The organism is Ureibacillus suwonensis (genome assembly GCF_042655065.1).
Classification (GTDB): domain Bacteria; phylum Bacillota; class Bacilli; order Bacillales_A; family Planococcaceae; genus Ureibacillus; species Ureibacillus suwonensis.
The window spans coordinates 34,440-58,644 of sequence record NZ_JBHSNQ010000194.1 but is presented as its reverse complement, the minus strand read 5'-3'; the positions used below and the strand labels follow the sequence as shown (position 1 = coordinate 58,644).

At 42.2% G+C, this 24,205-nt stretch carries 21 protein-coding genes and 1 other annotated feature; of the genes, 16 read left to right on the top strand and 5 right to left on the bottom strand.

The annotated features are described in order from the left end of the window. Window positions 1–102 precede the first annotated feature (102 nt). Complete coding sequence (gene mnmM, locus ACFPOH_RS16780) at window positions 103–684, bottom strand: tRNA 5-(aminomethyl)-2-thiouridylate-methyltransferase MnmM (RefSeq protein ID WP_390310726.1); 582 nt, start codon at window positions 682–684, stop codon at window positions 103–105. Beyond that, on the bottom strand, window positions 681–1,637 hold the full coding sequence (gene mnmL / locus ACFPOH_RS16775) for a tRNA modification radical SAM protein MnmL/YtqA (RefSeq protein ID WP_342468875.1): 957 nt from the start codon (window positions 1,635–1,637) through the stop codon (window positions 681–683). The genes mnmM and mnmL overlap by 4 nt, the downstream gene beginning before the upstream one ends. 170 nt (window positions 1,638–1,807) lie before the next feature. Between mnmL and ACFPOH_RS16770 the strand changes: the two genes are divergently transcribed. The 7 genes from ACFPOH_RS16770 (at window position 1,808) to cysI (ending at window position 10,650) form a co-directional block, all read left to right on the top strand. Beyond that, entirely contained in the window at window positions 1,808–2,032 is a 225-nt protein-coding gene (locus ACFPOH_RS16770; RefSeq protein WP_342468876.1) for a hypothetical protein, read from the top strand. A gap of 142 nt (window positions 2,033–2,174) precedes the next feature. Further along, window positions 2,175–2,384: a binding site (T-box leader), on the top strand. A gap of 134 nt (window positions 2,385–2,518) precedes the next feature. Continuing rightward, on the top strand, window positions 2,519–4,933 hold the full coding sequence (gene leuS / locus ACFPOH_RS16765) for a leucine--tRNA ligase (RefSeq protein ID WP_342468877.1): 2,415 nt from the start codon (window positions 2,519–2,521) through the stop codon (window positions 4,931–4,933). A 458-nt stretch (window positions 4,934–5,391) separates the two neighbouring features. Next, the gene (gene cobA / locus ACFPOH_RS16760; protein WP_342581674.1) at window positions 5,392–6,159 is read left to right on the top strand and encodes a uroporphyrinogen-III C-methyltransferase; all 768 of its coding nucleotides are present in this window, start codon (window positions 5,392–5,394) and stop codon (window positions 6,157–6,159) included. 18 nt (window positions 6,160–6,177) lie between these two features. Further along, the gene (locus tag ACFPOH_RS16755; RefSeq protein ID WP_342581673.1) at window positions 6,178–6,921 is read left to right on the top strand and encodes a sirohydrochlorin chelatase; all 744 of its coding nucleotides are present in this window, start codon (window positions 6,178–6,180) and stop codon (window positions 6,919–6,921) included. Between the two features lies 1 nt (window position 6,922). Further along, complete coding sequence (locus ACFPOH_RS16750; protein ID WP_342468880.1) at window positions 6,923–7,069, top strand: YezD family protein; 147 nt, start codon at window positions 6,923–6,925, stop codon at window positions 7,067–7,069. 31 nt (window positions 7,070–7,100) lie between these two features. After that, window positions 7,101–8,906 (top strand): assimilatory sulfite reductase (NADPH) flavoprotein subunit, encoded by a 1,806-nt coding sequence (locus tag ACFPOH_RS16745; protein ID WP_342468881.1) that lies wholly within the window; start codon window positions 7,101–7,103, stop codon window positions 8,904–8,906. Between the two features lie 13 nt (window positions 8,907–8,919). Beyond that, window positions 8,920–10,650: an assimilatory sulfite reductase (NADPH) hemoprotein subunit gene (gene cysI / locus ACFPOH_RS16740; protein ID WP_342468882.1), complete on the top strand. Its 1,731-nt coding sequence runs from the start codon at window positions 8,920–8,922 to the stop codon at window positions 10,648–10,650. A gap of 128 nt (window positions 10,651–10,778) precedes the next feature. On the opposite strand, the gene ACFPOH_RS16735 is transcribed toward cysI, so the two are convergent. Beyond that, complete coding sequence (locus tag ACFPOH_RS16735) at window positions 10,779–12,041, bottom strand: BaiN/RdsA family NAD(P)/FAD-dependent oxidoreductase (RefSeq protein ID WP_342468883.1); 1,263 nt, start codon at window positions 12,039–12,041, stop codon at window positions 10,779–10,781. 278 nt (window positions 12,042–12,319) lie between these two features. On the opposite strand from ACFPOH_RS16735, the gene asnB reads away from it, so the two are divergent. The 3 genes from asnB (at window position 12,320) to ACFPOH_RS16720 (ending at window position 16,732) form a co-directional block, all read left to right on the top strand. Continuing rightward, entirely contained in the window at window positions 12,320–14,173 is a 1,854-nt protein-coding gene (gene asnB, locus ACFPOH_RS16730) for an asparagine synthase (glutamine-hydrolyzing) (protein ID WP_342468884.1), read from the top strand. 205 nt (window positions 14,174–14,378) lie between these two features. Further along, window positions 14,379–15,992, top strand: coding sequence for a putative polysaccharide biosynthesis protein (locus ACFPOH_RS16725; protein ID WP_342581670.1), 1,614 nt, complete (start codon window positions 14,379–14,381; stop codon window positions 15,990–15,992). 14 nt (window positions 15,993–16,006) lie between these two features. Then, window positions 16,007–16,732 (top strand): pseudouridine synthase, encoded by a 726-nt coding sequence (locus ACFPOH_RS16720; protein ID WP_342468886.1) that lies wholly within the window; start codon window positions 16,007–16,009, stop codon window positions 16,730–16,732. Between the two features lie 65 nt (window positions 16,733–16,797). Here ACFPOH_RS16720 and ACFPOH_RS16715 read toward each other — a convergent pair whose 3' ends face one another. Continuing rightward, complete coding sequence (locus tag ACFPOH_RS16715; protein WP_342468887.1) at window positions 16,798–17,019, bottom strand: DeoR family transcriptional regulator; 222 nt, start codon at window positions 17,017–17,019, stop codon at window positions 16,798–16,800. Window positions 17,020–17,311: 292 nt separating this feature from the next. On the opposite strand from ACFPOH_RS16715, the gene pepV reads away from it, so the two are divergent. From pepV to ACFPOH_RS16690, 5 genes are all read left to right on the top strand, one after another. Further along, complete coding sequence (gene pepV, locus ACFPOH_RS16710) at window positions 17,312–18,703, top strand: dipeptidase PepV (RefSeq protein ID WP_342468888.1); 1,392 nt, start codon at window positions 17,312–17,314, stop codon at window positions 18,701–18,703. A gap of 13 nt (window positions 18,704–18,716) precedes the next feature. Next, a complete protein-coding gene (dat, locus tag ACFPOH_RS16705) occupies window positions 18,717–19,568 on the top strand; it encodes a D-amino-acid transaminase (protein WP_342468889.1) in 852 nt (283 codons plus the stop codon). Between the two features lie 207 nt (window positions 19,569–19,775). Continuing rightward, on the top strand, window positions 19,776–20,783 hold the full coding sequence (locus ACFPOH_RS16700) for a nuclease-related domain-containing protein (RefSeq protein WP_342468890.1): 1,008 nt from the start codon (window positions 19,776–19,778) through the stop codon (window positions 20,781–20,783). Window positions 20,784–20,904: 121 nt separating this feature from the next. Beyond that, the gene (gene trmB, locus ACFPOH_RS16695; protein WP_342468891.1) at window positions 20,905–21,552 is read left to right on the top strand and encodes a tRNA (guanosine(46)-N7)-methyltransferase TrmB; all 648 of its coding nucleotides are present in this window, start codon (window positions 20,905–20,907) and stop codon (window positions 21,550–21,552) included. A gap of 95 nt (window positions 21,553–21,647) precedes the next feature. Next, window positions 21,648–22,520: a YtnP family quorum-quenching lactonase gene (locus tag ACFPOH_RS16690; protein ID WP_342471267.1), complete on the top strand. Its 873-nt coding sequence runs from the start codon at window positions 21,648–21,650 to the stop codon at window positions 22,518–22,520. Window positions 22,521–22,550: 30 nt separating this feature from the next. On the opposite strand, the gene ACFPOH_RS16685 is transcribed toward ACFPOH_RS16690, so the two are convergent. After that, window positions 22,551–22,865: a hypothetical protein gene (locus ACFPOH_RS16685; RefSeq protein ID WP_342581669.1), complete on the bottom strand. Its 315-nt coding sequence runs from the start codon at window positions 22,863–22,865 to the stop codon at window positions 22,551–22,553. 242 nt (window positions 22,866–23,107) lie between these two features. On the opposite strand from ACFPOH_RS16685, the gene ACFPOH_RS16680 reads away from it, so the two are divergent. After that, entirely contained in the window at window positions 23,108–24,184 is a 1,077-nt protein-coding gene (locus ACFPOH_RS16680) for a M42 family metallopeptidase (protein WP_390310717.1), read from the top strand. Window positions 24,185–24,205 lie beyond the last annotated feature (21 nt).

Sequence of the window (24,205 nt, the reverse complement as noted above, 5' to 3'; positions counted from 1 at the left end):
GGGTTGGAAAGTCTTGAAGCTCGTTATGAAAACTTGCGTCAATTATCTTAATTGAACCGCCGTATACGGAACCGTACGTACGGTGGTGTGAGAGGACGGGAGTTAATCGCTCCCTCCTACTCGATTCATTTTTTCCAAAGCGATGAGAAATGGAGGATCGTTTTTTTGATTAATAAATTCATAGCGGAGTACGTGAACATATTTTTGCGGCAGATGGCTCACATACTCGATGACCGCATCCTTTTCTTCTTTTCCGCCTTCATGTCCGTGATAAATCACCAAAACGATGATGCCGCCGATTTTTAATTTCGAAAGCAGCTGCTGAATGGCGGAGATGGTTGTTTCCCCTTTGGTGATGATGTCATGATTTCCTCCTGGCAAATAGCCCAAATTGAAAATGGCTCCGGCCACTTCTCCATGCACATATTTGGAAAGATGTTCATGTCCATCTAAAATGACGTGAGCCCTTTTTTCCAGTCCATGCTCTTTTAAACGCCCGATGGTTGCATCCACGGCTTGCTGCTGGATATCAAAGGCATAAACGGCACCGGAATCCCCCACCAGTTGTGCAAGAAACAGCGTGTCATGGCCATTTCCCGCAGTGGCATCAACGGCGGTATCCCCTTCAGTGATCACCGAGGAAAGCAATGTTTTTGCGTAAGGCAATACCCGCTCCAGCATTATCCGTTCACTTCCGCTTGATAATATTTTCCTTGCCAGGAATTTCTCCGCTCCAATTCCGCATCGATGCCGTTCAACACTTCCCATTTATTGACGCTCCACATCGGACCAATCATCAATTCGATCGGACCATCGCCGGTAATGCGGTGGACCACCATATTTGGAGGAAGAATTTCCAATTGATCTGCCACAAGTTTGATATATTCATCCCGTTCAAGGAAACGCAACATGCCCTTTTCGTACTGTTTGACCATCGGCGTGCCTTTTAACAGATGCAATAGATGGATTTTGATGCCCTGCACATCCAATTTTGCCACTTCCCGTGCGGTTTCCATCATCATATCGTAATCCTCGAGCGGCAGGCCGTTGATAATGTGGGTACAAACGCGAATGTTATGTTTGCGGAGTTTTTCCACCCCTTCAACATATGTTTGATAATCATGGGCGCGGTTGATTAAGTTGGCCGTTCTTTCGTGGACCGTCTGCAAGCCAAGCTCTACCCATAAAAAAGTTCTTTCATTCAGTTCTGCCAAATATTCCACAACATCATCCGGCAGGCAATCGGGGCGGGTGGCGATGCTCAAACCGATGACCCCTTCGCAATTCAGGGCCGCTTCAAATTTTTCTTTGATGACCGGAAGCGGAGCGTGGGTATTAGTGAAAGCCTGGAAATAGGCCATTGTTTTACCGTCTTTCCATTTATTTTGCATTTTCGCTTTAATTTTTTCGAATTGAACAGGAATCGGATCCACCCGGTCGCCGGCGAAATCCCCGCTGCCGGCCGCGCTGCAGAAAGTGCAGCCGCCAAAGGCGACGGTGCCGTCCCGATTCGGACAGTCGAAACCTGCATCCAACGCAACTTTATATACTTTTTGTCCGAACACGTCCCGCAAATAGCGATTCCATGTATAATAACGTTTCCCGTCGGAAGGGAATGGAAATTGTTGTTCTGTCAATGGTTTCACTCCTTACTGGTATTCACCGAAAGCTATAGTTGCTCAAACCGTAAAATTGCGTGGAATACCATAACACATTATAACACTGAAAAATCTGTGATGTAATCTGATTAGTCATACCGTGTACTTTATAATAATTTTCACAATATTGGATATAATAGGAAGTAAAAATGGCAAAAGGAGTATTCCAATTGATCTTACAAATTATTGGAGGCAAAAATTTTATTGGATTCATCCTTTTCTTTGTGCTCTATATTTTCAGCATGATTTTTGGCTTTTTTAAACATTCTTTGTTTTTTGCATTCAGCGTCATCGGATTGATAGGGGCAGTCATTTTCATTGTCCGGATCGTTTCCAATTTGCTGAAGGAAATCAGGAGGAGAAATACAGAATGATGTGTGGACTTAGAAAATGATGGTGGGGAGACTGGCGGTAAAGAAAAATTTAGTCTAAAATGTTTATTGGTCCGGCATTGTCATACTACAATAGGACTTGTATATTTTTAATATTTCCATTAAAATGTATACATTGAAAATATGTCCGACTAGGAGAAGGAATAGTAGATTCTGAAGCTTTGCAGAGAGCTAGCGGCCGGTGGAAGCTAGTAAGCGGACGGATCGAACTCGCCTTTGAGTCTGTTTTAGCGAAGCAAGTAGTTAAAACCGTTCACCGCGTTAAGGTTATGAGCTGAGTGCATGTGTCACTAATTTGGGTGGTACCGCGGGAGTGAAAACTCTCGTCCCTTCTCTTCGGGTTGGGGCGAGTTTTTTTATTTTTCAAATATTCCGTTAATTCTGGCACTTTTTAGGATAATCTGGTAATACAAAATTCATTTTTATCAAAAAAAGACAGCAATACATTAAATCAAGGAGGATATACCCATGACTTACAATCATCGAGAGATTGAGAAAAAATGGCAGGAATATTGGGCGAAAAATAAAACGTTTAAAACATTAAACGATGATTCAAAACCGAAATTTTATGCATTGGATATGTTCCCTTATCCGTCAGGAGCAGGTCTTCATGTGGGACACCCGGAAGGTTATACGGCAACGGATATATTATCCCGCTTTAAACGCATGCAAGGCTACGATGTGCTTCATCCAATGGGATGGGATGCATTCGGTCTTCCAGCCGAACAATATGCGTTGGATACAGGAAACGACCCTGCAGAATTCACGGCAAAAAATATTGCGACATTTAAAAGACAAATTCAGGAACTTGGTTTTTCATATGACTGGGATCGGGAAATCAATACAACGGATCCGGAATATTACAAATGGACTCAATGGATTTTCATCCAATTATATAAACATGGTTTAGCGTATATTGACGAAGTGCCTGTGAACTGGTGTCCGGCCCTCGGTACCGTGCTTGCCAACGAAGAAGTGATCGACGGTAAATCCGAACGCGGCGGTCATCCTGTCATCCGCAAACCGATGAAACAATGGATGTTGAGAATAACGGCCTATGCAGACCGTTTATTGGAAGATTTGGATGAACTCGATTGGCCTGAAAGCATCAAAGAAATGCAACGAAATTGGATTGGCCGTTCGGAAGGTGCCGAAGTTACATTTACAGTGCAAGGGACGGACAAAACATTCCGCGTGTTCACAACCCGTCCGGATACCCTTTTCGGAGCAACTTACTGCGTTCTTGCACCGGAGCATGAATTGGTAAATGAAATCACAACTCCTGAACAAAAGGAACAAGTGGAAGCTTATCTTGCGCAAGTTCAAACAAAATCCGATTTGGAACGTACAGACTTGGCGAAAGAAAAAACAGGTGTATTCACTGGTGCGTATGCAATCAATCCTGTAAATGGAAAAGCCATTCCGATTTGGATTGCCGACTATGTGCTCGCTTCATACGGAACTGGTGCCATCATGGCGGTTCCTGCTCATGACCAACGCGACTATGAATTTGCGAAAAAATTCAATTTGCCGATCATTCCTGTTTTGGAAGGCGGAAATATTGAACAGGAAGCATTTACAGGAGATGGGCCACACATCAATTCCGATTTCTTGAACGGTTTAGGAAAAGAAGAGGCGATTAAGAAAGCCATTGAATGGTTGGAAGAAAAAGGCGTAGGTGAGAAAAAAGTTTCTTACCGTCTTCGAGACTGGTTATTCAGCCGCCAACGTTATTGGGGTGAACCAATTCCAGTCATCCACTGGGAAGATGGTACGATGACAACGGTACCAGAGGAAGAATTGCCGCTAAGATTGCCGAAAGCAAAAGATATCCGTCCGAGCGGAACTGGGGAATCCCCTCTTGCCAACATCGAAGAGTGGGTGAATGTGGTCGATCCGAAAACAGGAAAACGCGGCCGCCGGGAAACCAACACAATGCCTCAGTGGGCAGGCTCCAGCTGGTATTTCTTAAGATATATCGATCCGCACAACAAAGAAAAACTTGCGGACGAAGAATTGCTGAAACGCTGGTTGCCGGTGGATATTTACATTGGCGGGGCGGAACATGCCGTTCTTCACTTGTTATATGCCCGCTTCTGGCATAAATTCTTATATGACCTTGGGGTGGTGCCAACAAAAGAACCATTCCAAAAATTGTTCAACCAAGGCATGATTTTAGGTGAAAACAACGAAAAAATGTCCAAATCAAGAGGCAATGTGGTAAATCCGGACGATATTGTACGAAGCCATGGTGCGGATACATTGCGTTTATATGAAATGTTCATGGGACCTCTTGATGCTTCGGTTGCGTGGTCAACGAAAGGCCTTGATGGGGCGAGACGCTTCTTGGAGCGCGTATGGAGACTATTTGTTGCGGAGGATGGAAAACTTTCTAATAAAATCCAGGAATCCGATGATAAAACATTGGAAAAAGTATACCATCAAACGGTGAAAAAAGTGACGGAAGACTTCGATCACTTGCACTTCAATACAGCCATTTCCCAATTGATGGTGTTCATCAATGAATGTTACAAAGTCGAAGTGGTTCCAAAAGAATATGCGGAAGGCTTTGTAAAAATGCTTTATCCAATCACACCGCATTTCGGTGAAGAGCTTTGGTCAATTTTAGGTCATAATGAGACCATTACATATGAACCTTGGCCAACATACGATGAAGCGAAACTGGTTGATGATGAAGTGGAAGTCGTTGTTCAAGTCAACGGTAAAGTGCGTTCAAAAGTAACAGTGCCAAAAGATGCTGCAAAAGAACAATTGGAGCAAGTGGCAAAAGAAGATGAAAGAGTAAAAGAGCATATTGATGGGAAAGAAATTGTAAAAGTGATTGTGATTCCAGGAAAACTTGTGAATATTGTTGTCAAATAATTGAACATGACTCGAAAGGTGCCATACTTTTCGAGTCATGTTTTATTTTTCATGAATTCTTACTAAATTATCAGTTTTATGAAAAATTCTATTGACTTATGACAATTTCAAACTTATTATTTATATCAAATTACTAAGAATTTGAAGTGCTGACTAGACAAACTAGAGGCCGTAATATTCCAGATGAAACATTCGTTGAATGTAGAGGAATATTGCGGCCTTTTCTGCTGCAAAGGGGTTGTGCACTGAGAAAACGGCATGGTGTGGCTCCGGTAACAATTCAGAATTAACGAATGTAATCAAATTTTATTAATTTTCTTTTTTTTACAAAAAGGTATTGAAAAAACAGGGAATCTTTTCGTAATATATAAAAAACACAAATACTAAGTTTACCAATAAGAATTCAATGTTTTAGTTTATATTGGCTGAAAGATTAATATAAAACGCGAGGGAATAAAATGGGAAAAGTATATATCGTAGGGGCTGGTCCTGGAAGCGTGGATTTGATTACGGTCAAAGGACTGAAATGTATTCAACAGGCGGATGTCATTTTATATGATCGCCTCGTATCAAAAGAGTTGCTCTCTTATGCAAAACCAAGTGCTGAACTTATTTTTGTAGGAAAATTACCAAAATTGCATCATGTGATCCAAGAAAGAATTAACAAATTACTGGTGCAGCATGCAAGAAAAGGAAAAATTGTAACAAGATTAAAAGGCGGCGATCCTTTCGTCTTTGGCCGTGGGGCGGAAGAAGCGGAAGTATTGAGGGATGCAGGCATTCCTTTTGAAATTGTGCCGGGCATCACTTCCGGAATTGCTGCACCCGCCTATGCAGGGATTCCCGTCACCCATCGGGAACTGGGCTCCAGTTTCGCCATCATCACCGGTCATTTGAAAGAGGGGAAAGACGAAGGGATCAATTGGAAGGGGTTGGCGGAATCCGTAGATACGTTGGCGATTTATATGGGAGTTGGGAATTTGCCATATATTACGGAACAATTAATGAAATATAAGCGAAATCCGACCACTCCTATCGCTTTAATCGAATGGGGCACTACCAACCATCAAAGAGTGGTGACCGGTACTTTAGAGACGATTGTAGAGATAGCTGAAAAAGAAAAAATCCAAAATCCCGCAATGATCATTGTGGGGGAAGTGGTAAAAATGCGTGAAAAAATTGCATGGTTTGAACAATATCAGCAGGCTTTGCGGGAGACGGTGTAATCAAACGGAGGGATGAAATTGCAGGCATTGTTGTATGTGGCTCATGGCAGCCGGGTAAAAGAAGGAAACTGGGAGGCGATCCGGTTCATTGAATCCGTGAAGCCCCATTTCAATGTGGAAATCCAGGAACATTGTTTTTTGGAACTGGCTGAACCATCCATTCTGCAAGGGGTTGAGCTTTGTGTTTCAAAAGGTGCCACAAGCATTGCAGTCATCCCAATTTTATTGCTTTCGGCAAATCATATTAAAGTCGATATCCCGCAGGAAATTGAAAAAGCCAAAGCATTATTCCCTAATGTTACATTCTCAATCGGAGAACCGCTTGGAGTTCATGAAAAGCTGATTCACAGTCTGCACAATCGGGTGTTGGAACAAGGACCAATGATTCCAAATGAAACCGACATTTTATTGATTGGACGAGGAAGCAGCGATCCAAGCGTACAAAGGGATTTAGGGCGCATTGCCAAGCTCCTTCAACGAACATACGATTACGCCAAAGTTGATACTTGCTTTCTGTATGGCAACGGCACATCCTTCGATGAAAAAATACTGACATTAAGTGAAAGCGAAAATCGGGTGTATATCATCCCGTATTTGCTGTTTACCGGGTTGTTGAAATTAAGTATCCAGAAAAAGGTTGCACAACAAGGGTTTTCTGAGCAAGTTGTGTTATGCGGCTGTTTAGGGTATGACGAAAACGTACGCCAAGTATTGATTGAGAGAATTGAAGAATCGTTATATTCATTTGTGGGGAGTGATTGAAATGGATAAAAAACAGCAAAATTTTGAAAAAGCGGTGGAAAGCTTGAAAAAAATGCTTAGCACAATGAGTTATGGCTCCATCACTTTAGTTGTGCAGGACAATTTTATTATTCAAATCGAAAAAAACGAAAAGATCCGATTAAAGTAAAGAAAATCATTTATTCGCAGAGGTGTGTAGTGTGTTAGAAGTCATCAATAGTCCTTTTAATGAAAAACAAGTGAAGCAGTTGAATGAATTATTGCCAACATTGACACCACAGCAAAAAATTTGGCTTACTGGATATTTAACTGCAACAACGGGCATTGCCGTTATCGATGCTCCTGTGGAAAAAATAGCATCACCATCCGTTGTACAGTCACCGTCACCGGCAAAAAAACATGTAACGATTCTTTATGCCAGTCAAACAGGGAATGCACAAAAACTCGCTGAAAAATATGGCAACCAGCTGCAGCAATTGGGCCTTGATGTCACGGTTTCTTCAATGAGCGATTTTAAAACAAACGCATTGAAAAAAGTTCAATATTTGCTCATTGTGGCAAGTACCCATGGCGAAGGGGAGCCGCCTGATAATGCGATTTCCTTCCACAACTTTTTGCACGGAAAGCGGGCTCCAAAACTGGATCATGTGACTTTTGCCGTTCTCTCTTTGGGAGACTCCAGCTATGAATATTTCTGCCAAACGGGAAAAGATTTCGATTTGCAGCTTGAAAAATTGGGGGCAAAGCGACTGGTGGAACGGGTGGACTGTGATCTTGACTATGCGGAACCGGCAGAAAAATGGTTTGAGGCTGTAAAAGATAAATTGCTGGGAGAAGCTGCCGCAGCTCCCGCCAATATTCAGGAAGCGGCCGCGACAACATTGCAGGAAGTGAAGGAGTATTCACGCAAAAACCCTTTCCATGCGGAAATCATTGAAAAAATCAACTTGAACGGGCGAGGTTCCAACAAGGAAACAATCCATTTGGAACTTTCGCTGGAGGATTCAGGAATAGTCTTTGAACCCGGGGATTGTCTGGCCATTATACCGTTCAACAATAAACATCTCGTTGATTCGTTAATTGCCTCATTAGGATTTGATCCAAGGGAGCAAGTTGTCGTAGATGAATCAACTCTTTCTTTGGAAGAAGCGTTATTGAATACATTGGAAATCACGCTGTTGACCAAACCGTTGATGAGAAAGCTTGCGGAATTTACAGAGAATGAAAAATTCCATGCTCTACTTGAAGACCCGGAAGCTTTAAAACAATACATTGAAGGCCGCGATCTGCTGGACGTTGCAACCCAATTCGGTCCATTCCAATGGGATGCCCAAACGTTCGTCAATTGCCTAAGAAAAATGCCCGCCCGCCAATACTCCATATCAAGCAGCTTATCGGCATATCCTGATGAAGCCCATGTGACAATCGGCGTTGTCCGTTATGAAGTGGACGGAAGGGAAAGACATGGGGTTTGCTCAACATATATCGCCGATCAGTTGGATGTGGGCGATCAAGTACAAGTGTATGTACAAAAAAATCCGAACTTCAAACTTCCGGACGATGAAACACCAATCATTATGATTGGACCAGGTACCGGTGTCGCTCCTTTCCGTGCTTTCGTTCAGGAGCGGGAAGAGCGGGGCGCTTCGGGCGAAAATTGGCTGTTCTTCGGGGATCAACATTTCATGACCGATTTCCTCTATCAAAAAGAATGGCTCGGTTGGTTGAAATCCGGAGTGCTTACGAAACTGGACGTCGCTTTTTCCCGGGATCAAGAGGAAAAAGTGTATGTGCAACATAAAATGCTGAAAAAAGCGAAAGAATTTTATGAATGGTTGGAAAAAGGCGCCGCCGTTTATGTCTGCGGAGACAAAGAAATGGCGAAAGATGTGCAGGAAGCCATCGTGCAAATCATCCAGGAACAAGGCAACAAATCCGAAGAAGAAGCACGGGAATATTTAGAAGAATTACGGAAACAAAAACGTTATCAGCGGGATGTTTACTAAGGAGGAAACATACGTGACGAAAAAAATTGTGTTACCACCGCAAGAGGGAAAACCAAGTGATGTGGAGGAAGTAAAGAAAGCGAGCAACTATTTGCGCGGAACATTGGCGGAATCCTTTCAAGATGAACTATCAGCCGCCATTCCTGATTGGGACAATAAATTATTAAAATTCCACGGAAGCTACATGCAAGACGATCGTGATGAGAGAGTGGAGAGGGAAAGAAAAAAATTGGAACCCGCCTATCAATTTATGGTGCGTCTACGTTTACCGGCCGGTGTCGCGAAACCTGCCCAATGGATCAAATTGGATGAATTGGCGGATCGATACGGCAACGGTTCATTAAGAATCACGACCCGTCAAACGATCCAATTCCACGGCATTTTAAAATGGAATATGAAAAAATATATGAAAGAATTAAACAGCGTTTTGATCGATACGATTGCCGCGTGCGGCGACGTGAACCGCAATGTGATGTGCAACGCCAATCCATATCAATCAAAATTGCATAAAGAAGTATCGGATTATGCAACGAAAATCAGTCAGCATCTCCTTCCAAGAACCAACGCTTATTATGAAATCTGGCTGGATCACGAGAAGGTTGTGGATACACAGGAAGAGCAGGAACCAATCTATGGTGCCCTTTACTTGCCGCGCAAATTCAAAATCGGCATTGCCGTACCGCCTGCCAATGATGTGGATGTATTCTCACAAGATATCGGTCTGATCGCCATCATCGAAAACGATGAATTGGTCGGCTTCAACGTGGCAATCGGCGGCGGAATGGGGATGACCCACGGCGATACGAGAACATATCCACAATTGGCGAGATTGGTAGGATTTGTGCCAAAAGATAAAATTGTGGACGTCTGCGAAAAAATTATGACCGTACAGCGTGACTATGGCAATCGTTCAGACCGCAAACAAGCCCGCTTCAAATATACAATCGACCGCCTTGGTTTGGAAAATGTGAAAAAAGAAATCGAAAAGCGGTTAGGTTATGAATTTGAAGAAGTGCGCGACTTCCATTTTGAACATACCGGCGACCGTTACGGCTGGGTGAAAGGGGATGACGGAAAATATCACTTCACCCTATTTATCCAGAACGGCCGGATCCGGGATTTCGAAGGTTACCCATTAAAAACCGCCCTTCGTGAAATCGCGCAAATCCATAAGGGCGAGTTCCGCTTTACCGGAAACCAAAATTTGATCATTGCCAATGTAAGTCCAAGAGCGAAGAAAAGCATTCAACAAATCATTGATAAATATCAATTGACGGAAAGCGAAAACTATTCGGCTCTCCGCCGGAATTCCATCGCTTGTGTCGCTCTGCCGACTTGCGGATTGGCCATGGCGGAGTCTGAGCGTTACTTGCCAACCCTCATCCAAAAAATCGAGCCGATGTTGAAGGAATTTGGCTTATATGATCAAGACATCGTCATCCGCATGTCAGGATGTCCGAATGGATGTTCAAGAGCGGCCATGGCGGAAATTGGATTCATTGGAAAAGGGCCAGGAAAATACAACTTGCATTTGGGAGGAAGTTTCGAAGGCACACGGCTCAGCAAAATGTATAAAGAAAACATCGGAGAAGAAGAAATATTAGCGACTTTAAGACCGATTTTTGCACATTATGCAAAAGAGCGGCTTGAAGGGGAACATTTCGGGGATTTCGTCATCCGTGCGGGCTATATTGAGGCTGTGACGGATGGAAGAGACTTCCACAAACAAAAATCAAACGTATAATCAACTTAATATCGCTTCTGCCATGTCATGAAAGGGATTCGATTTTCCTGCTTTTTGCGTCAATTCATGTATTCGCCATGTTGTTTATAAATAAAAACCCCTTGGAAATTGACATGGCGGAAGCTTTTTTAATGACTGCTTTCCTTTCCCGCATTCATTCCTGCAATACGGCCGGTCACAAGGGCGCTTGTGATGTTGAATCCCCCGGTGTAGCCGTGGATATCCAATATTTCACCGCAAAAATATAATCCTTTCTTTTTCTTGGAAGCCATTGTTTTAGGATCGATCTCCTTGATCGACACCCCGCCGCCAGTGACAAAGGCTTTTTCCAACGGCAGCGTCCCATGTACATCCATCGTAAAGGCAATCAATTCATGGGCCAGTTTTCGTAAATGTTCCTGGGAGACTTCCGCGCAAGGTTTGGATGGGTCTATTCCGCATCTCCCAAGTAAAAATAATAACCATCTTTCGGGCGCCAAAAGCTTGAATAAATTTTTCACCGATTTTTTCGGTTCTTTTTTTACGAGCTGGTTCAAATATTGGAAGCAGGTTTCTTCGTTGAATTCCGTCAATGTTTGGATACGGATTTGGACAGGCGCACCGCCATTTTTTTTCATTTCTTTTACGGCAAATTGGCTGCAACGCAATATGGCGGGCCCGCTTAGACCAAAATGGGTAAAGAGCATGTCCATTTGATGGGTTACAACCGGTTTTCCTTTTTTATTCAATACGGAAACCGCCACATCCCTTAATGCCAACCCTTGCAACTGTCGGGATTGAATAAACGGTTCTTTCGAGGTAATGGGAACTTCCGTTGGATACAGTTCCGTCACTGTATGGCCAGCCCGTTCAGCCCAAGCATAACCGTCCCCGGTGGATCCCGTTTGTGGCACCGCTTTTCCTCCAACCGCTAAAATAACCGTTTTACTGCGGATTTCAGAACCATCCTGAAGACGAACCCCCAACACTTTCTCATCATCCATCAACAATTTGCTCACCGCTGTTTGCAACCGGATTTCCACATTCAAACGTTTCAATTCTTTCGTCAAGGCATCCACCACATCCTGGGCGCGATTGGAAACCGGAAACATGCGTCCATGGTCTTCTTCCTTCAGAGGCACACCCAAACGTTCAAAAAACAGGATGATGTCTTCATTGTTGAAAATGGAAAAGGCGCTATAAAGGAATCGGCCATTGCCTGGTATATGTTTGATGATTTCATCCACCGGCAAACGGTTTGTCACATTGCAGCGGCCGCCTCCGGATATGGCAAGTTTTCTTCCGAGTTTGTTGCCTTTTTCGATCAACAATACGTTCTTCTTTTGTTCTCCCGCCGCAATGGCCGCCATGAGTCCGGACGGCCCTCCGCCGATCACTATGCAATCGTACATAATTGATTCTCTCTTTCGTCTAGTTTTATTCTGACCATATTATACACAGAAGAAGGGGGAAAGAAAAAATTCTTTCATTCAGGCAAAGGGATGCTTAAAAATTGAGAATCTAGAAAAACTGATTTCATAGGAAAATTGTATAGTTCTGTCCAGTTTAGTACAATTGAGAAGATTCATTGAATCTTGAAATGAATCGTTTTATAATCATAATTCGGTATGATTACGGAAAAATTTCTGATAAAATATTCTTGTTATGCAGAAAGTAGAGGCGAAAAAATATGTGTGGATTTATTGGATATATACATGGAACAGAAGAAATAGATCATCACGAAACAATTGAACGCATGATGGATACAATTATCCATAGGGGTCCGGACAGCGGCGGCAAGCACGTGGATGAGAAAGTGTCCCTTGGATTTCGCCGGTTAAGCATCATCGATTTGTCCGATGCGGCGAACCAACCTCTTTATAGCGAAGATGGAAGCATCGTGTTGGTTTTTAACGGGGAAATCTACAATTTCCAAGAGTTGCGGGAAACATTGATTGAAAAAGGATATAATTTTAAAACAAGATCCGACAGTGAAGTGCTCATTTATAGCTACATGGAATACGGAGAAGAATTTGTCAAACAATTGCGCGGCATGTTCGCTTTTTGCATTTGGGACAAGAACCGCAATCAAATGATGCTTGCCCGGGACGGTTTTGGAATCAAACCTTTATATTACACAAACCATACAAAAGACAATACATTCATTTTCGGATCCGAAATCAAATCTTTTTTACCTCACCCGGCTTTTATTAAAGAAATGAACAAAGATGCGTTGCGTCCGTATTTGACATTCCAATATTCCGCAATGGACGAAACGTTTTTTAAAGGCGTTTATAAATTGCGTCCGGCCCATTACATGATTATCCGGGACGGCAAAATTTCCAAAATGGAAAAGTATTGGGATAAAAAATATCATGCGAAAGACAACACCCTTGAATACTATGTGGAAGAAATCCGCAAAACGGTGAAAGAGTCCGTTGAAGCCCACAAAATCAGCGATGTAAAAGTCGGTTCTTTCTTATCGGGAGGAATTGACTCAAGCTATGTTACAGCCCTTTTGCGTCCAAACAACTCCTTCTCTGTCGGATTTAAAAACTATGAAAAAATGTTCAATGAAACGGATCATGCAAAAGAATTGTCCGACATTTTGAATATCGAAAATAAACGGACTTACGTAAGCGCCGATGAAGTGTTCGAAAAACTGCCTACGATTCAATGGCATATGGATGAACCCCAATCCAATCCATCATCCGTACCGCTTTATTTCTTATGCGAATTGGCGAGCAAAGATGTAACCGTTGTATTATCCGGTGAAGGGGCCGACGAAATTTTCGGCGGATATGAGTGGTATCAGCCTTCCAAACGGATGGAAGCCTATGAAAAAATTCCGTTCGGATTAAGAAAACTCATCGCAAGCATCGCAAAGAAACTGCCGAAAAATAAATATACAAACTTCCTTGTCAAAGGTGGACAAACGATCGAAGAACGCTTTATCGGCGAAGCGGTCGTATGGGATGAAGAAGATGCATTGAATGTATTGAAACCGGCTTACCGCAGCGGCCCAAGTGTGCATTCCATCACAAAACCGATTTATTCGGAAGTCCCTTATGAAGATGACGTGACAAAAATGCAATATTTGGATTTAAACCTATGGTTGCCAGGGGATATTCTATTAAAAGCGGACAAAATGAGCATGGCCCATTCCCTTGAATTGCGCGTGCCGTTTTTGGATAAAAAGGTGATGGAACTTGCCAAAAACATTCCGACACAATATCGCGTCAACGAAAAAGATACAAAATACGCATTGAGACTGGCTGCCCTTAAAGAGTTGCCTGAAGAATGGGCAAAACGGAAAAAACTTGGATTCCCTGTACCGATTCGCCATTGGCTTCGGGAAGAAAAGTATTATAATTTAGTAAAAGAAGCGTTCCAATCCGATTATGCGAAGGAATTTTTCAATACGGACCAATTGGTGAAGTATTTGGATGACCATTATCATCAACGGGCAAACTATGCAAGATACATCTGGACTGTATATGTGTTCCTTGTATGGTATAAACGTTTCTTCGTTGATATGAAATAATTCAAAAAAAGTGCCGGTTTTCAATGTTGTTGAAAACCGGTGCGATTCCACGGAAAAACCCGCAATGATTTTAAAAGGACTATCTCTGCATTTGGAGGTAGTGCTTATTTTTGTTGCACAAAATTTTAGAACCTATTTGTCCATCGAACCGTTCTTAAATGAAAAAATGCATATTCCAAAAAACTTAATAGAATGGATGAATTGAATGTCCTCTTTAATGAAAGGTACAGCGATTTTAACAATTGGAATGTTTTTATCCAAAGTCCTTGGATTAATCTATGTCTTTCCATTTTATGCGATCGTTGGAAGTGATAACGTCATTCTTTACCAATATGCATATATTCCTTATACCATCATGCTGTCACTGGCCATTTCCGGTGCACCTGTAGCGGTATCGAAGTTTGTATCGAAGTATAATTCCATGGGGGATTATGCGGCTGGAAGGAGATTGTTAAAATCAGGGCTCCTTACGATGCTGATCACAGGATTTTTGACCTTTTTACTCTTAAACTTGCTGGCGACACCGATCGCGGAAATCGTGATCCGAAGCAAAGATCAAGCCTTTTCCGTTGAACAGGTGGCTTCCGTCATTCGCTGGGTCAGCTATGCGCTGATTGTCGTTCCGTTTATGAGTTTATGGAGAGGTTTCTTCCAGGGGTACGGAATCATGGAACCTACCGCGTACTCCCAACTCGTGGAACAAATTGTGCGAATCGTCTTCCTGCTTGGCGCCTCCTTTACCGTGATGATCCTTTTAAAGGGCAGTGCCGAAACGGCGATTGCATTATCGGTATTCGCCGCCTTTATTGGAGCGGTTGGCGGGCTTCTCGTACTATATTATTTTTGGAAAAAATACCGCCCGCAAATGAATGAATTGCGAAGCCAAAGTAAAGGAAACTCTGACATCAAGTTGAGGGAAATCTATTGGGAAGTGATACAATATTCAATCCCGATGATTTTCGTCGGCATTGCGAATCCCTTGTTCCAACTGGTCGATATGTTGACTTTTAATAATGCCATGAAGAATATTGGCATGTCGGAAGTCTCAGACTTATATTTGAGCATGGTCAACTTTACGACCCACAAAGTGGTCATTATTCCTGTCATGCTGGCAACCAGCTTATCTTTGGCCCTTGTTCCAACAATCACGAAATATTTTAACAACGGTGAATTTCAATCATTGAAAGAGGCGATGGATAAGTCGTATCAAATTTTATTTTTCATTACATTGCCTGCCGCGATTGGAATTACGTTATTGTCCCATGAAATTTATTTCCTTTTGTATGAGGAAAGTGAGATGGGGGCGAAGGTGCTCGCCCATTATGCGCCTGTAGCCGTTTTATTCGCATTATTCCAGGTAACGGCAGCGCTTCTTCAAGGAATCGATTATCAAAAATGGATTGTATTCAGTTTGTTGACAGGAATTCTTGTCAAGTTGATGCTCAATACACCGCTCATTGAAGCGATGCAGGCGAATGGTGCGATTCTTTCGACGGCGATCGGATATACGGTTTCAATCGTGATCAATCTCTTGGTTTTAAAGAAAGTGTTGAATTACAAATCGAAAATGGTGGTAAGACGCATTTTGCTGATCGTTATTTTGACGGCCATCATGTCCGCCGCCGTGTTGCTTGTCCATAAAGGAATTTTATTGTTGATCGGACCGGTGGAAAGCAAATTTTCCAGCCTTGTCGTTGCATTGATTTGTGTTGGAGTCGGCGTATATGTATATGCCTTGATAAGTTTCAAAATCGGCCTTGCCCAAAAATTATTAGGAGGACGGATTTCCCGGATTGCAGGGAAATTCGGATTAAAGTAGGTGTCGTTGATTAAATGCGTTTAGATAAGCTACTCGCCAATTCGGGATACGGTTCCCGAAAAGAGGTAAAACAGTTGTTAAAAAAAGAACAGGTGACCGTGGACGGAAAAGTGGTGAAAGACCCGTCCATGCATGTCGACCCGGAGCGGCAGGAAATCCATGTATTCGGGGAAAGATTGGATTACAAAGAATTTATTTATATCATGCTGAATAAACCAAAAGGGGTCATTTCGGCAACGGAGGATCTGCGGGAAAGGACGGTCATTGATTTATTGAGTCCCCTCCTGAGACATTATCATCCTTTTCCTGTCGGCCGACTGGATAAAGATACCGTGGGGCTGTTGCTTTTAACGAACGACGGTGATCTGGCCCATCAACTGTTGTCACCCAAAAAACATGTCCCGAAAACTTACTATGCGAAGATTGATGGCAAAGTGACCGAAGAAGACGTAAAGGCCTTTGCAAGAGGAATCGTTCTGGATGATGGCACGATGACAAAGCCGGGAGAATTGAAGATCATTAAATACGGAGATACGTCAGAAATTGAATTGACGATTTATGAAGGAAAATTCCATCAAGTAAAGAGGATGTTCGAAGCGGTAAACAAAAAGGTGGTTTTTCTGAAACGGTTATCGATGGCAAACCTGGTGTTGGATCCAACATTAAAGTATGGAGAATATCGGGAGTTGTCCGATGAAGAATTGAAGGCATTGAAAGAATATGGTTCCAAAAAAGAGTGACCTCGTCATAAGGTCACTCGTTCACATTCTATATGCAAAGTCGGCATATGGTATTCAATCTATCTCTATGATGATAACTTCACTTTCTTCTTCGTCGTTGTCCATTTGCCTCTACTTGGGCTTTCCACCAAGTTGTTAAAGGCTAACACATTCAAATCTCTTTGAATGGTGCGAGGAGTGATGTTGAATTCTTCAACCAAATCCTGTGTAGTGACTGTACCATTCTCAAGAATGTACAAATACACGTCTTTAATGCGTGTCAGCATTCTGTCTGTCGCGGGTTTCATTTAAATGAACCACTCCTTCATCTTGATTCACATGGCAAAGACTAGCGGACGACTAACTATGAATGAGAGGTCTAAATTTCTGCCCTAGACATCCCCTTTATCAGAATTTTTTGTCAAAAAATTCTTTTGACAGACTCATTATAGCAATAAACTATTAATTTTTCCACAATTCTAAATGATAAAATTTCCGTTTATTATATAGGATACGTTCCCATAATGTCAACTATACATTTATATTTTTCAATTTTCTTTAAAGAAGATTGAATTGAAATTGCATGAAGAGGTGAAAAACATGAATTTTTTAGCTATGGCGGAAGAGAGAAAGAATGAATTGATTCAAGGGTTGAAACAACTGATTCAAATTGAAAGTGTATTGGACGAAGAGAACGCAAGGGAAGATGCCCCTTTTGGAGAAGGTCCGAAGAAAGCGCTGGAGTGGATGCTTTCGACAGCATCGAAGGATGGATTTCAAGTGAAAAATGTGGATCATTATGCCGGTCATATCGAAATGGGGGAAGGGGAAGACATCCTTGGCATCCTTTGTCATGTGGATGTGGTGCCTGCGGGAGGAAATTGGACATATCCTCCTTTTGAAGGAACAGTGAAGGACGGAAAGTTATATGGCCGCGGTGCCATTGATGATAAAGGGCCGACGATGGCTGCCTATCTTGCGATGAAAATGGTCAGAGATGCAGGCATTCCTCTTTCAAAACGGGTGCGCATGATCATCGGCACCGATGAAGAATCCGGCTTCCGATGCGTGGAACATTACTTTCAAAAAGAAGAAATGCCTGGCATCGGGTTCGCTCCGGATGCGGATTTTCCGCTGATCAATGCGGAAAAGGGGATTGCATTGCTTGAATTTTCCCAAACAAGCCCATTGTCCCAGGATGAACAGCTCCTTTCATTTAAAGCGGGAAACCGGAACAATATGGTTCCGGATTTTGCAGAAGCGGTATTAAAAAATGTTCCCTCCGGATTTGAGGAAAAGTTCCATCAATATTTTAGACAGTACGATGAAGAAGTGGCTTTCAATCGGGAGGGAGATAGGGTTATAATATCCGTAACAGGAAAATCTGCCCATGCAATGGAACCGGAAAAGGGAAAAAACGCGGCGGTCATCCTTGCCCAATTTTTGAATCTCCTCTTAACAACGGAGGCAAGCAAAGCGTTCGTTTCCTTTCTGGACGATGTTTTTAGCGATGTATATGGGAAAGCCCTAGGTCTTGATTATGCTGATGAAATGTCAGGACCAACGACATTGAATGCGGGAATTGTTACTTTTGATTTGGAAAACGGAGGAAACATCATTGTCAGCATGCGATACTCCGTGACCTATCCGTATGAAGAAAAAATGCGGATGGCCCAGGAGAATTTGGCGAAATATCCTTTTGCTTTAAATGTCGTGTCGAACTCGGAGCCCCATTACATTCCGGAAGACGATGAATTGATCCAAACATTGTTGAATGTTTATCGCCGTTATACAAATGATGACACAAAACCGTTATCAACCGGTGGAGGCACTTATGCCAGAGCGTTGAAAAAAGGGGTGGCATTCGGCAGTTTATTTCCTGGAGAACCAGATGTGGCTCATCAAAAAGATGAGTATGTTGTCATCGACAACTTGGTCAAAGCTGCTGCAATCTATGCAGAGGCCATTGTTGAATTAGCATGCAAAAAATGAAGGAAGTGGGAAAATGGGATTTACGTTGTGGAATGACAAAATAGTGAAAGACGAGGAAGTTATCATTGATAAAGAAGACCGAGGCTATCAGTTCGGTGACGGTGTCTATGAAGTTGTGAAAGTATACAACGGCGAAATGTTTACAGTAAACGAGCATATCGATCGGTTCTATTCTTCGGCAGAGAAGATCCGGATTTCGATACCATATACGAAAGAGCAGCTTCATCAATTATTGAAAGAATTAGTGGAAAAAAATGAATTGGGAACAGGACATATTTATTTTCAAATCACCCGGGGCGTTTCTCCGAGAACGCACCAATTTCCTGAAGGTAATGTAAAACCTGTTTTAATTGCATACACAAGAGAAAATCCTCGGCCATTGGAAAATCTCGAAAAAGGTGTAAAAGCGACTTTTGTGGAAGATATCCGCTGGCTGCGTTGCGATATAAAAACATTGAACTTGCTTGGAGCTGTACTGGCTAAACAAGAAGCCCATGAAAAAGGATGTTATGAGGCGATCTTGCACCGCAATAATACGGTGACAGAAGGTTCTTCCACTAATGTTTTTGGCGTAAAAGATGGGATTTTGTATACGCACCCTGCCAACAACCTTATTTTGAAAGGCATTACGCGGGATGTGGTAATCGCTTGTGCGGAAGAGATCAACATGACGGTAAAGGAAATTCCTTTTACAACGTATGAAGCGTTGAAAATGGATGAATTATTCGTCACAAGCACAACTTCAGAGATTACTCCGGTGATTGAAATAGACGGAAAGCCGATCAACGGAGGAAACGTGGGAGAATGGACCCGCAAATTGCAAAAACAATTTGAAACGAAGATTTCCAGTGCACTCCATATTTAATTGTGATTGCTGGATAGGATAAATTCTTTCTATTAAAAGTATCCTCTTCAAAAAAGAGGGTACTTTTTTGCTTGTGGAATGCTTTATCAAACCCGAATCTTCTCAAGGATGAGGAATTTTTTTATTTTTCAAAGATAACGGTCACTATGAATTTTTTGGACTGTCATGTAAAATGGATTGAAGAGAGTTAGTAGGAGAGTGTTTTCATTGGCTCAACTAATAAAACTGCAAGACTATATTTCAAGATATCAGATTGATATAACAAGATATCCTACCCAATACGTCCGTTTAAAAAGAACGCAGTGGGAAAAAGTGAAGCAGCAGTGGCTTACCGGGGAAGAACCGATCATTTGGAAGCATATCGAGGAAGAGGAAGAACAACCGAAACGCTTCTCCTTTATAAAAAAATGGCTGCACAAGAAACGGATGGAGGAAGAAGAGGATATCGAGTCCGTTGATGTATCCCATGAAGCGATGGAGGATCGGGAGGAGCATTTTGAAGCGGAATCCACTTTGTCCTTTGAGCCAAATATTGTTTATCAACCGGATAACCTCGAAGATTTAAAACGGATGTTTCTTGACCAGTTTTTCCATTTTCAATTAAAGTGGGCCAGTTCAACGTTATTGGAAAAATCTTATATCGATCCGCGCTTTTATCGGGACGGTTTTTTAAGAACGGTTCTCCAACGATTGCCGGATAATTATCTGGTATTTTATTATCCGATTATTAAAATAAAAAAGGCGCCTGTAGAGTTGGACGTCATCATTTTAACGCCGACCGAGTGTTTATGCATCACATTGGTGGAGCAGGAAGAGGATGCCGTGTATATTGGTGATGGCGACCGGTTTTGGACGAAAAAGATCGGAAAGAGAAATGAAAAAATATTGAATCCGATCATCCAACTCAATCGGATGGATGCCATTGTATCCCAGCTATTCAAAAATCATCAGGCGGATTTTCCGATTCGGAAAATCTTGTTGTCACGGACCGGTTATTTTGCGCAATCCATGTCTTTATTCAACGTGCAACTTGTCGATAAGCGCGGATATACCGAGTGGCTGCAACAGCTGAAATATTCACCGTCTCCTATTAAAAAGAAACAGATTGAGGCGGCTCAAGCCATTTTAAGCAATGTGGATACAACTTCCTATAGCCGGGCCATTTGGCAAGCTTCCAATCAGGAACCGGAAAGGGAAGATAACATCCGTCAATAAGACATGAAGGATAGGGAAAAGACTTCCCAAAAGAGGCTTATTACATAATTTAATCCTGATCTTATCAACAAATCCTGGATAATATAAAATAAGAAAACATCATAGAAAGTAGGGTATTGTCGTGAGAATGCGAAATAAACCTTGGGCTCGGGAATTTATTCAGCAACATCCCGAGGTGGTCATTCCAAATCCTGAAGATTATAAAGGGAAGTGGAGTGAGATTTTCGGAAATGATCATCCATTACATATCGAAGTGGGTTCAGGAAAAGGGCAATTTATCGTGGGTATGGCCCAAGCCAATCCGGATATCAACTATATTGGAATCGAATTATATGACAAAGTCATCGTAAAAGCATTGGAAAAAGCGTTGGAAGCGGGTTCGCCTCCAAACTTGCGCTTATTGAAAGTCAATGCTGAAGAGTTGGAGAAATTTTTCCAAAAAAATGATGTCCACCGTATCTATTTGAATTTTTCGGATCCTTGGCCAAAAAAACGCCATGCAAAGCGCAGATTAACCCACGAAAAATTTCTGAGCATTTATGAATCGATATTGGTGGATGAAGGCGAAATCCATTTTAAAACGGATAATCGCGGGCTATTTGAATTTTCATTGGTTTCCATGTCCCAATATGGCATGGTCTTAAAAGACGTATCTTTGGACTTGCATGCCAATGAACCGGAAGATAATATACGGACAGAATACGAAGAAAAGTTTTCGTCATTGGGGCAGCCGATTTACCGATTGGAATCGAAATTTGTGAAAAAATAAGGGGTTCAGTTGTTGAAACGTTCCATTGTCCAACAATGGCAGCTGTTTCAATCAATTGATATAGATATTTTAATTTTCATCAGGGGGGAGAAATGATGGACAAACTGCAATTTCATGATATGACGCTGACATGGCTGGATGGGGGCGTTACATCGCTGGATGGGGGTGCAATGTTTGGAGTGGTTCCAAAACCTTTATGGTCCAGGAAGTATCCTTCAAACGAGAAAAATCAAATCGAATTATCCTGTGAACCCATTCTCATTCAATATAATGGAAAAAATTATATGATTGACAGCGGAATTGGAAATAAATTAAATGAAAAGCAAATCCGCAACTATGGTGTGACCGAGTTGTCCAATATTGAGGAGAGCTTACAAAAATTAGGTTTGACAGTTGAAGATATTGATGGAATTTTGATGACCCATATGCACTTCGATCATGCCAGCGGATTGACAAAATATGAAGGTGAACAATTGGTTTCCACTTTCCCAAAAGCCAAAATTTACGTTTCCCAAATTGAATGGGATGAAATGCGCAATCCGAATATCCGTTCAAAAGCCACTTACTGGGTGGAAAATTGGGAGCCGATTCAAGATCAAGTGGTGACATTCAACGACTTTATCGAAATTGCTCCTGGGATTGAAATGATTCATACGGGCGGCCATAGTGACGGACATGCCATTGTGAAATTGAAACAAAAGGGCGAAACCCTCATTCATATGGCCGACATTATGCCAACCCATGCCCATCAAAATCCGTTATGGGTGATGGCTTATGATGATTACCCAATGACAAGCATCTTCGCAAAAGAGAAGATTTTAAAAGAAGCCTATACGGGCGGATATAAATTCATCTTCTATCACGATGCGTACTACCGCATGGTTCAGTGGGATGAAACGGGAAAAGAAATCATTGATTCCATGAAGCGCGGGAAAGAAGCGAAAATCCAATTCCAGACAAATAACTAAAAAAGATGGGATATTTCCCATCTTTTTTTGTCAAGTTTTCTTCAATTCAACGATGACCCCTGAACGGGCATCGGCTGCAAATTCAAAGTTTTCCACTTCGCCCTCGACAACCCTTGAAATGCCGCCCCGATAAACCGGGATTGTCATAATTCCGTTATGGAAATTTTCAGGTTTCATATAAATCCATGAACCATCAATTGGGCTCTCTTTTCGAAATTCCTCTTTAATATTTTCCAAAATTTGATTTGGATTCATATAAGGCTGAATTCGTTCTGATGCTTCTTTTATGATGACCGCCGCAGCTAATCCAGTTGTTACTCCCAACATAAAATCACGTAAATTCATTTTCCAATTCCCTCCTCAGATACCATTGTACCATTAAATTTCTATTTGGGCCTTCTCAAAGCAGGATGAAACATTTTCCCGATTATATACTCATTTCTATAAAATAGTTTCAATTTCCTTTTTGTTGCCTTAAGTAAAAGATTAAATCTTTTTGCCCAGACTGAAAATGCGGTTTGCAGTTCCAATGTTTTCCCGTGATTGTGCTAAAATAAAACAAGTATAACAAGAAGGAGTGTTCCATAGTGAATGAAGAAACTTTGCAATTATTTAAAACATTGACGGAACTCCCGGGAGCGCCTGGAAACGAGCATCAGGTGCGTGCGTTTATGCGCAAAGAACTGGAAAAATATGCGGATGAAATCGTGCAAGACAATTTGGGCGGAATTTTCGGATTGCGCAAGTCGGAAGAAACAAATGCGCCAAAAATCCTGGTGGCGGGCCATATGGATGAAGTGGGATTCATGGTCACTGGCATTACCGACAATGGCATGATCCGCTTTCAAACGTTGGGCGGATGGAATGCTCAAGTGTTGCTTGCTCAGCGGGTGAAAATTTATGCAAAAGAACGGGAAATCCCGGGTGTCATTGCATCGACGCCGCCGCATTTATTGACGGAAGAACAGCGGAAGAAGCCGGTCGATGTAAAAGATATGTTGATCGATGTCGGTGCGGACAATAAAGAAGATGCAATCAATATGGGCATTCGTCCTGGACAATCCATCATTCCCGTTTGTCCATTTACGGTGATGGCGAATCCGAAAAAAATTATGGCCAAGGCTTGGGATAACCGTTATGGTTGCGGACTTGCCATCGAACTTTTAAAAGAATTGAAAGATGAAAAAGTGGTGAATCACCTTTATTCCGGCGCAAATGTCATGGAGGAAGTCGGTCTGCGCGGTGCCCAAGTATCCGCTCATATGATCCAACCGGATTTGTTCTTTGCATTGGATGCTTCTGCCGCCAATGATGTCACTGGCGATCGGAACGAATTTGGACAATTGGGGAAAGGGGTATTGTTGCGCATCTATGACCCAACGATGGTCACACATCGCTCATTGAGGGATTTCATTTTGGATACGGCAGAATCCAATCATATCCCTTACCAATACTTCGTTTCAAAAGGTGGAACGGATGCGGGAAGAGTTCATACGATGAACGGCGGCATACCAAGTGCGGTCATTGGCATATGTTCCCGCTATATCCATACATCCGCTTCCATCATCCATGTAGATGATTATTTGGCGGCAAAAGAGTTGCTTGTCAAGTTAATCCGATCTTTGGACCGGACAACGGTTGATACCATTCTCCAAAATCCGTAAGAGGTTTATATGAAGAAAAAA

Excerpts from the sequence above, each read along its gene's own strand:
- ACFPOH_RS16770 (WP_342468876.1), top strand. The coding sequence starts at position 1,808 with ATGGCAAAAGGAGTATTCCAATTGATCTTACAAATTATTGGAGGCAAA.
- ACFPOH_RS16715 (WP_342468887.1), bottom strand. The coding sequence starts at position 17,019 with ATGAAACCCGCGACAGACAGAATGCTGACACGCATTAAAGACGTGTAT.
- pepV (WP_342468888.1), top strand. The coding sequence starts at position 17,312 with ATGAATTTTTTAGCTATGGCGGAAGAGAGAAAGAATGAATTGATTCAA.
- ACFPOH_RS16725 (WP_342581670.1), top strand. The coding sequence starts at position 14,379 with ATGTCCTCTTTAATGAAAGGTACAGCGATTTTAACAATTGGAATGTTT.
- asnB (WP_342468884.1), top strand. The coding sequence starts at position 12,320 with ATGTGTGGATTTATTGGATATATACATGGAACAGAAGAAATAGATCAT.
- dat (WP_342468889.1), top strand. The coding sequence starts at position 18,717 with ATGGGATTTACGTTGTGGAATGACAAAATAGTGAAAGACGAGGAAGTT.
- ACFPOH_RS16690 (WP_342471267.1), top strand. The coding sequence starts at position 21,648 with ATGGACAAACTGCAATTTCATGATATGACGCTGACATGGCTGGATGGG.
- leuS (WP_342468877.1), top strand. The coding sequence starts at position 2,519 with ATGACTTACAATCATCGAGAGATTGAGAAAAAATGGCAGGAATATTGG.
- ACFPOH_RS16750 (WP_342468880.1), top strand. The coding sequence starts at position 6,923 with ATGGATAAAAAACAGCAAAATTTTGAAAAAGCGGTGGAAAGCTTGAAA.
- ACFPOH_RS16720 (WP_342468886.1), top strand. The coding sequence starts at position 16,007 with ATGCGTTTAGATAAGCTACTCGCCAATTCGGGATACGGTTCCCGAAAA.
- ACFPOH_RS16685 (WP_342581669.1), bottom strand. The coding sequence starts at position 22,865 with ATGAATTTACGTGATTTTATGTTGGGAGTAACAACTGGATTAGCTGCG.
- cobA (WP_342581674.1), top strand. The coding sequence starts at position 5,392 with ATGGGAAAAGTATATATCGTAGGGGCTGGTCCTGGAAGCGTGGATTTG.
- ACFPOH_RS16735 (WP_342468883.1), bottom strand. The coding sequence starts at position 12,041 with ATGTACGATTGCATAGTGATCGGCGGAGGGCCGTCCGGACTCATGGCG.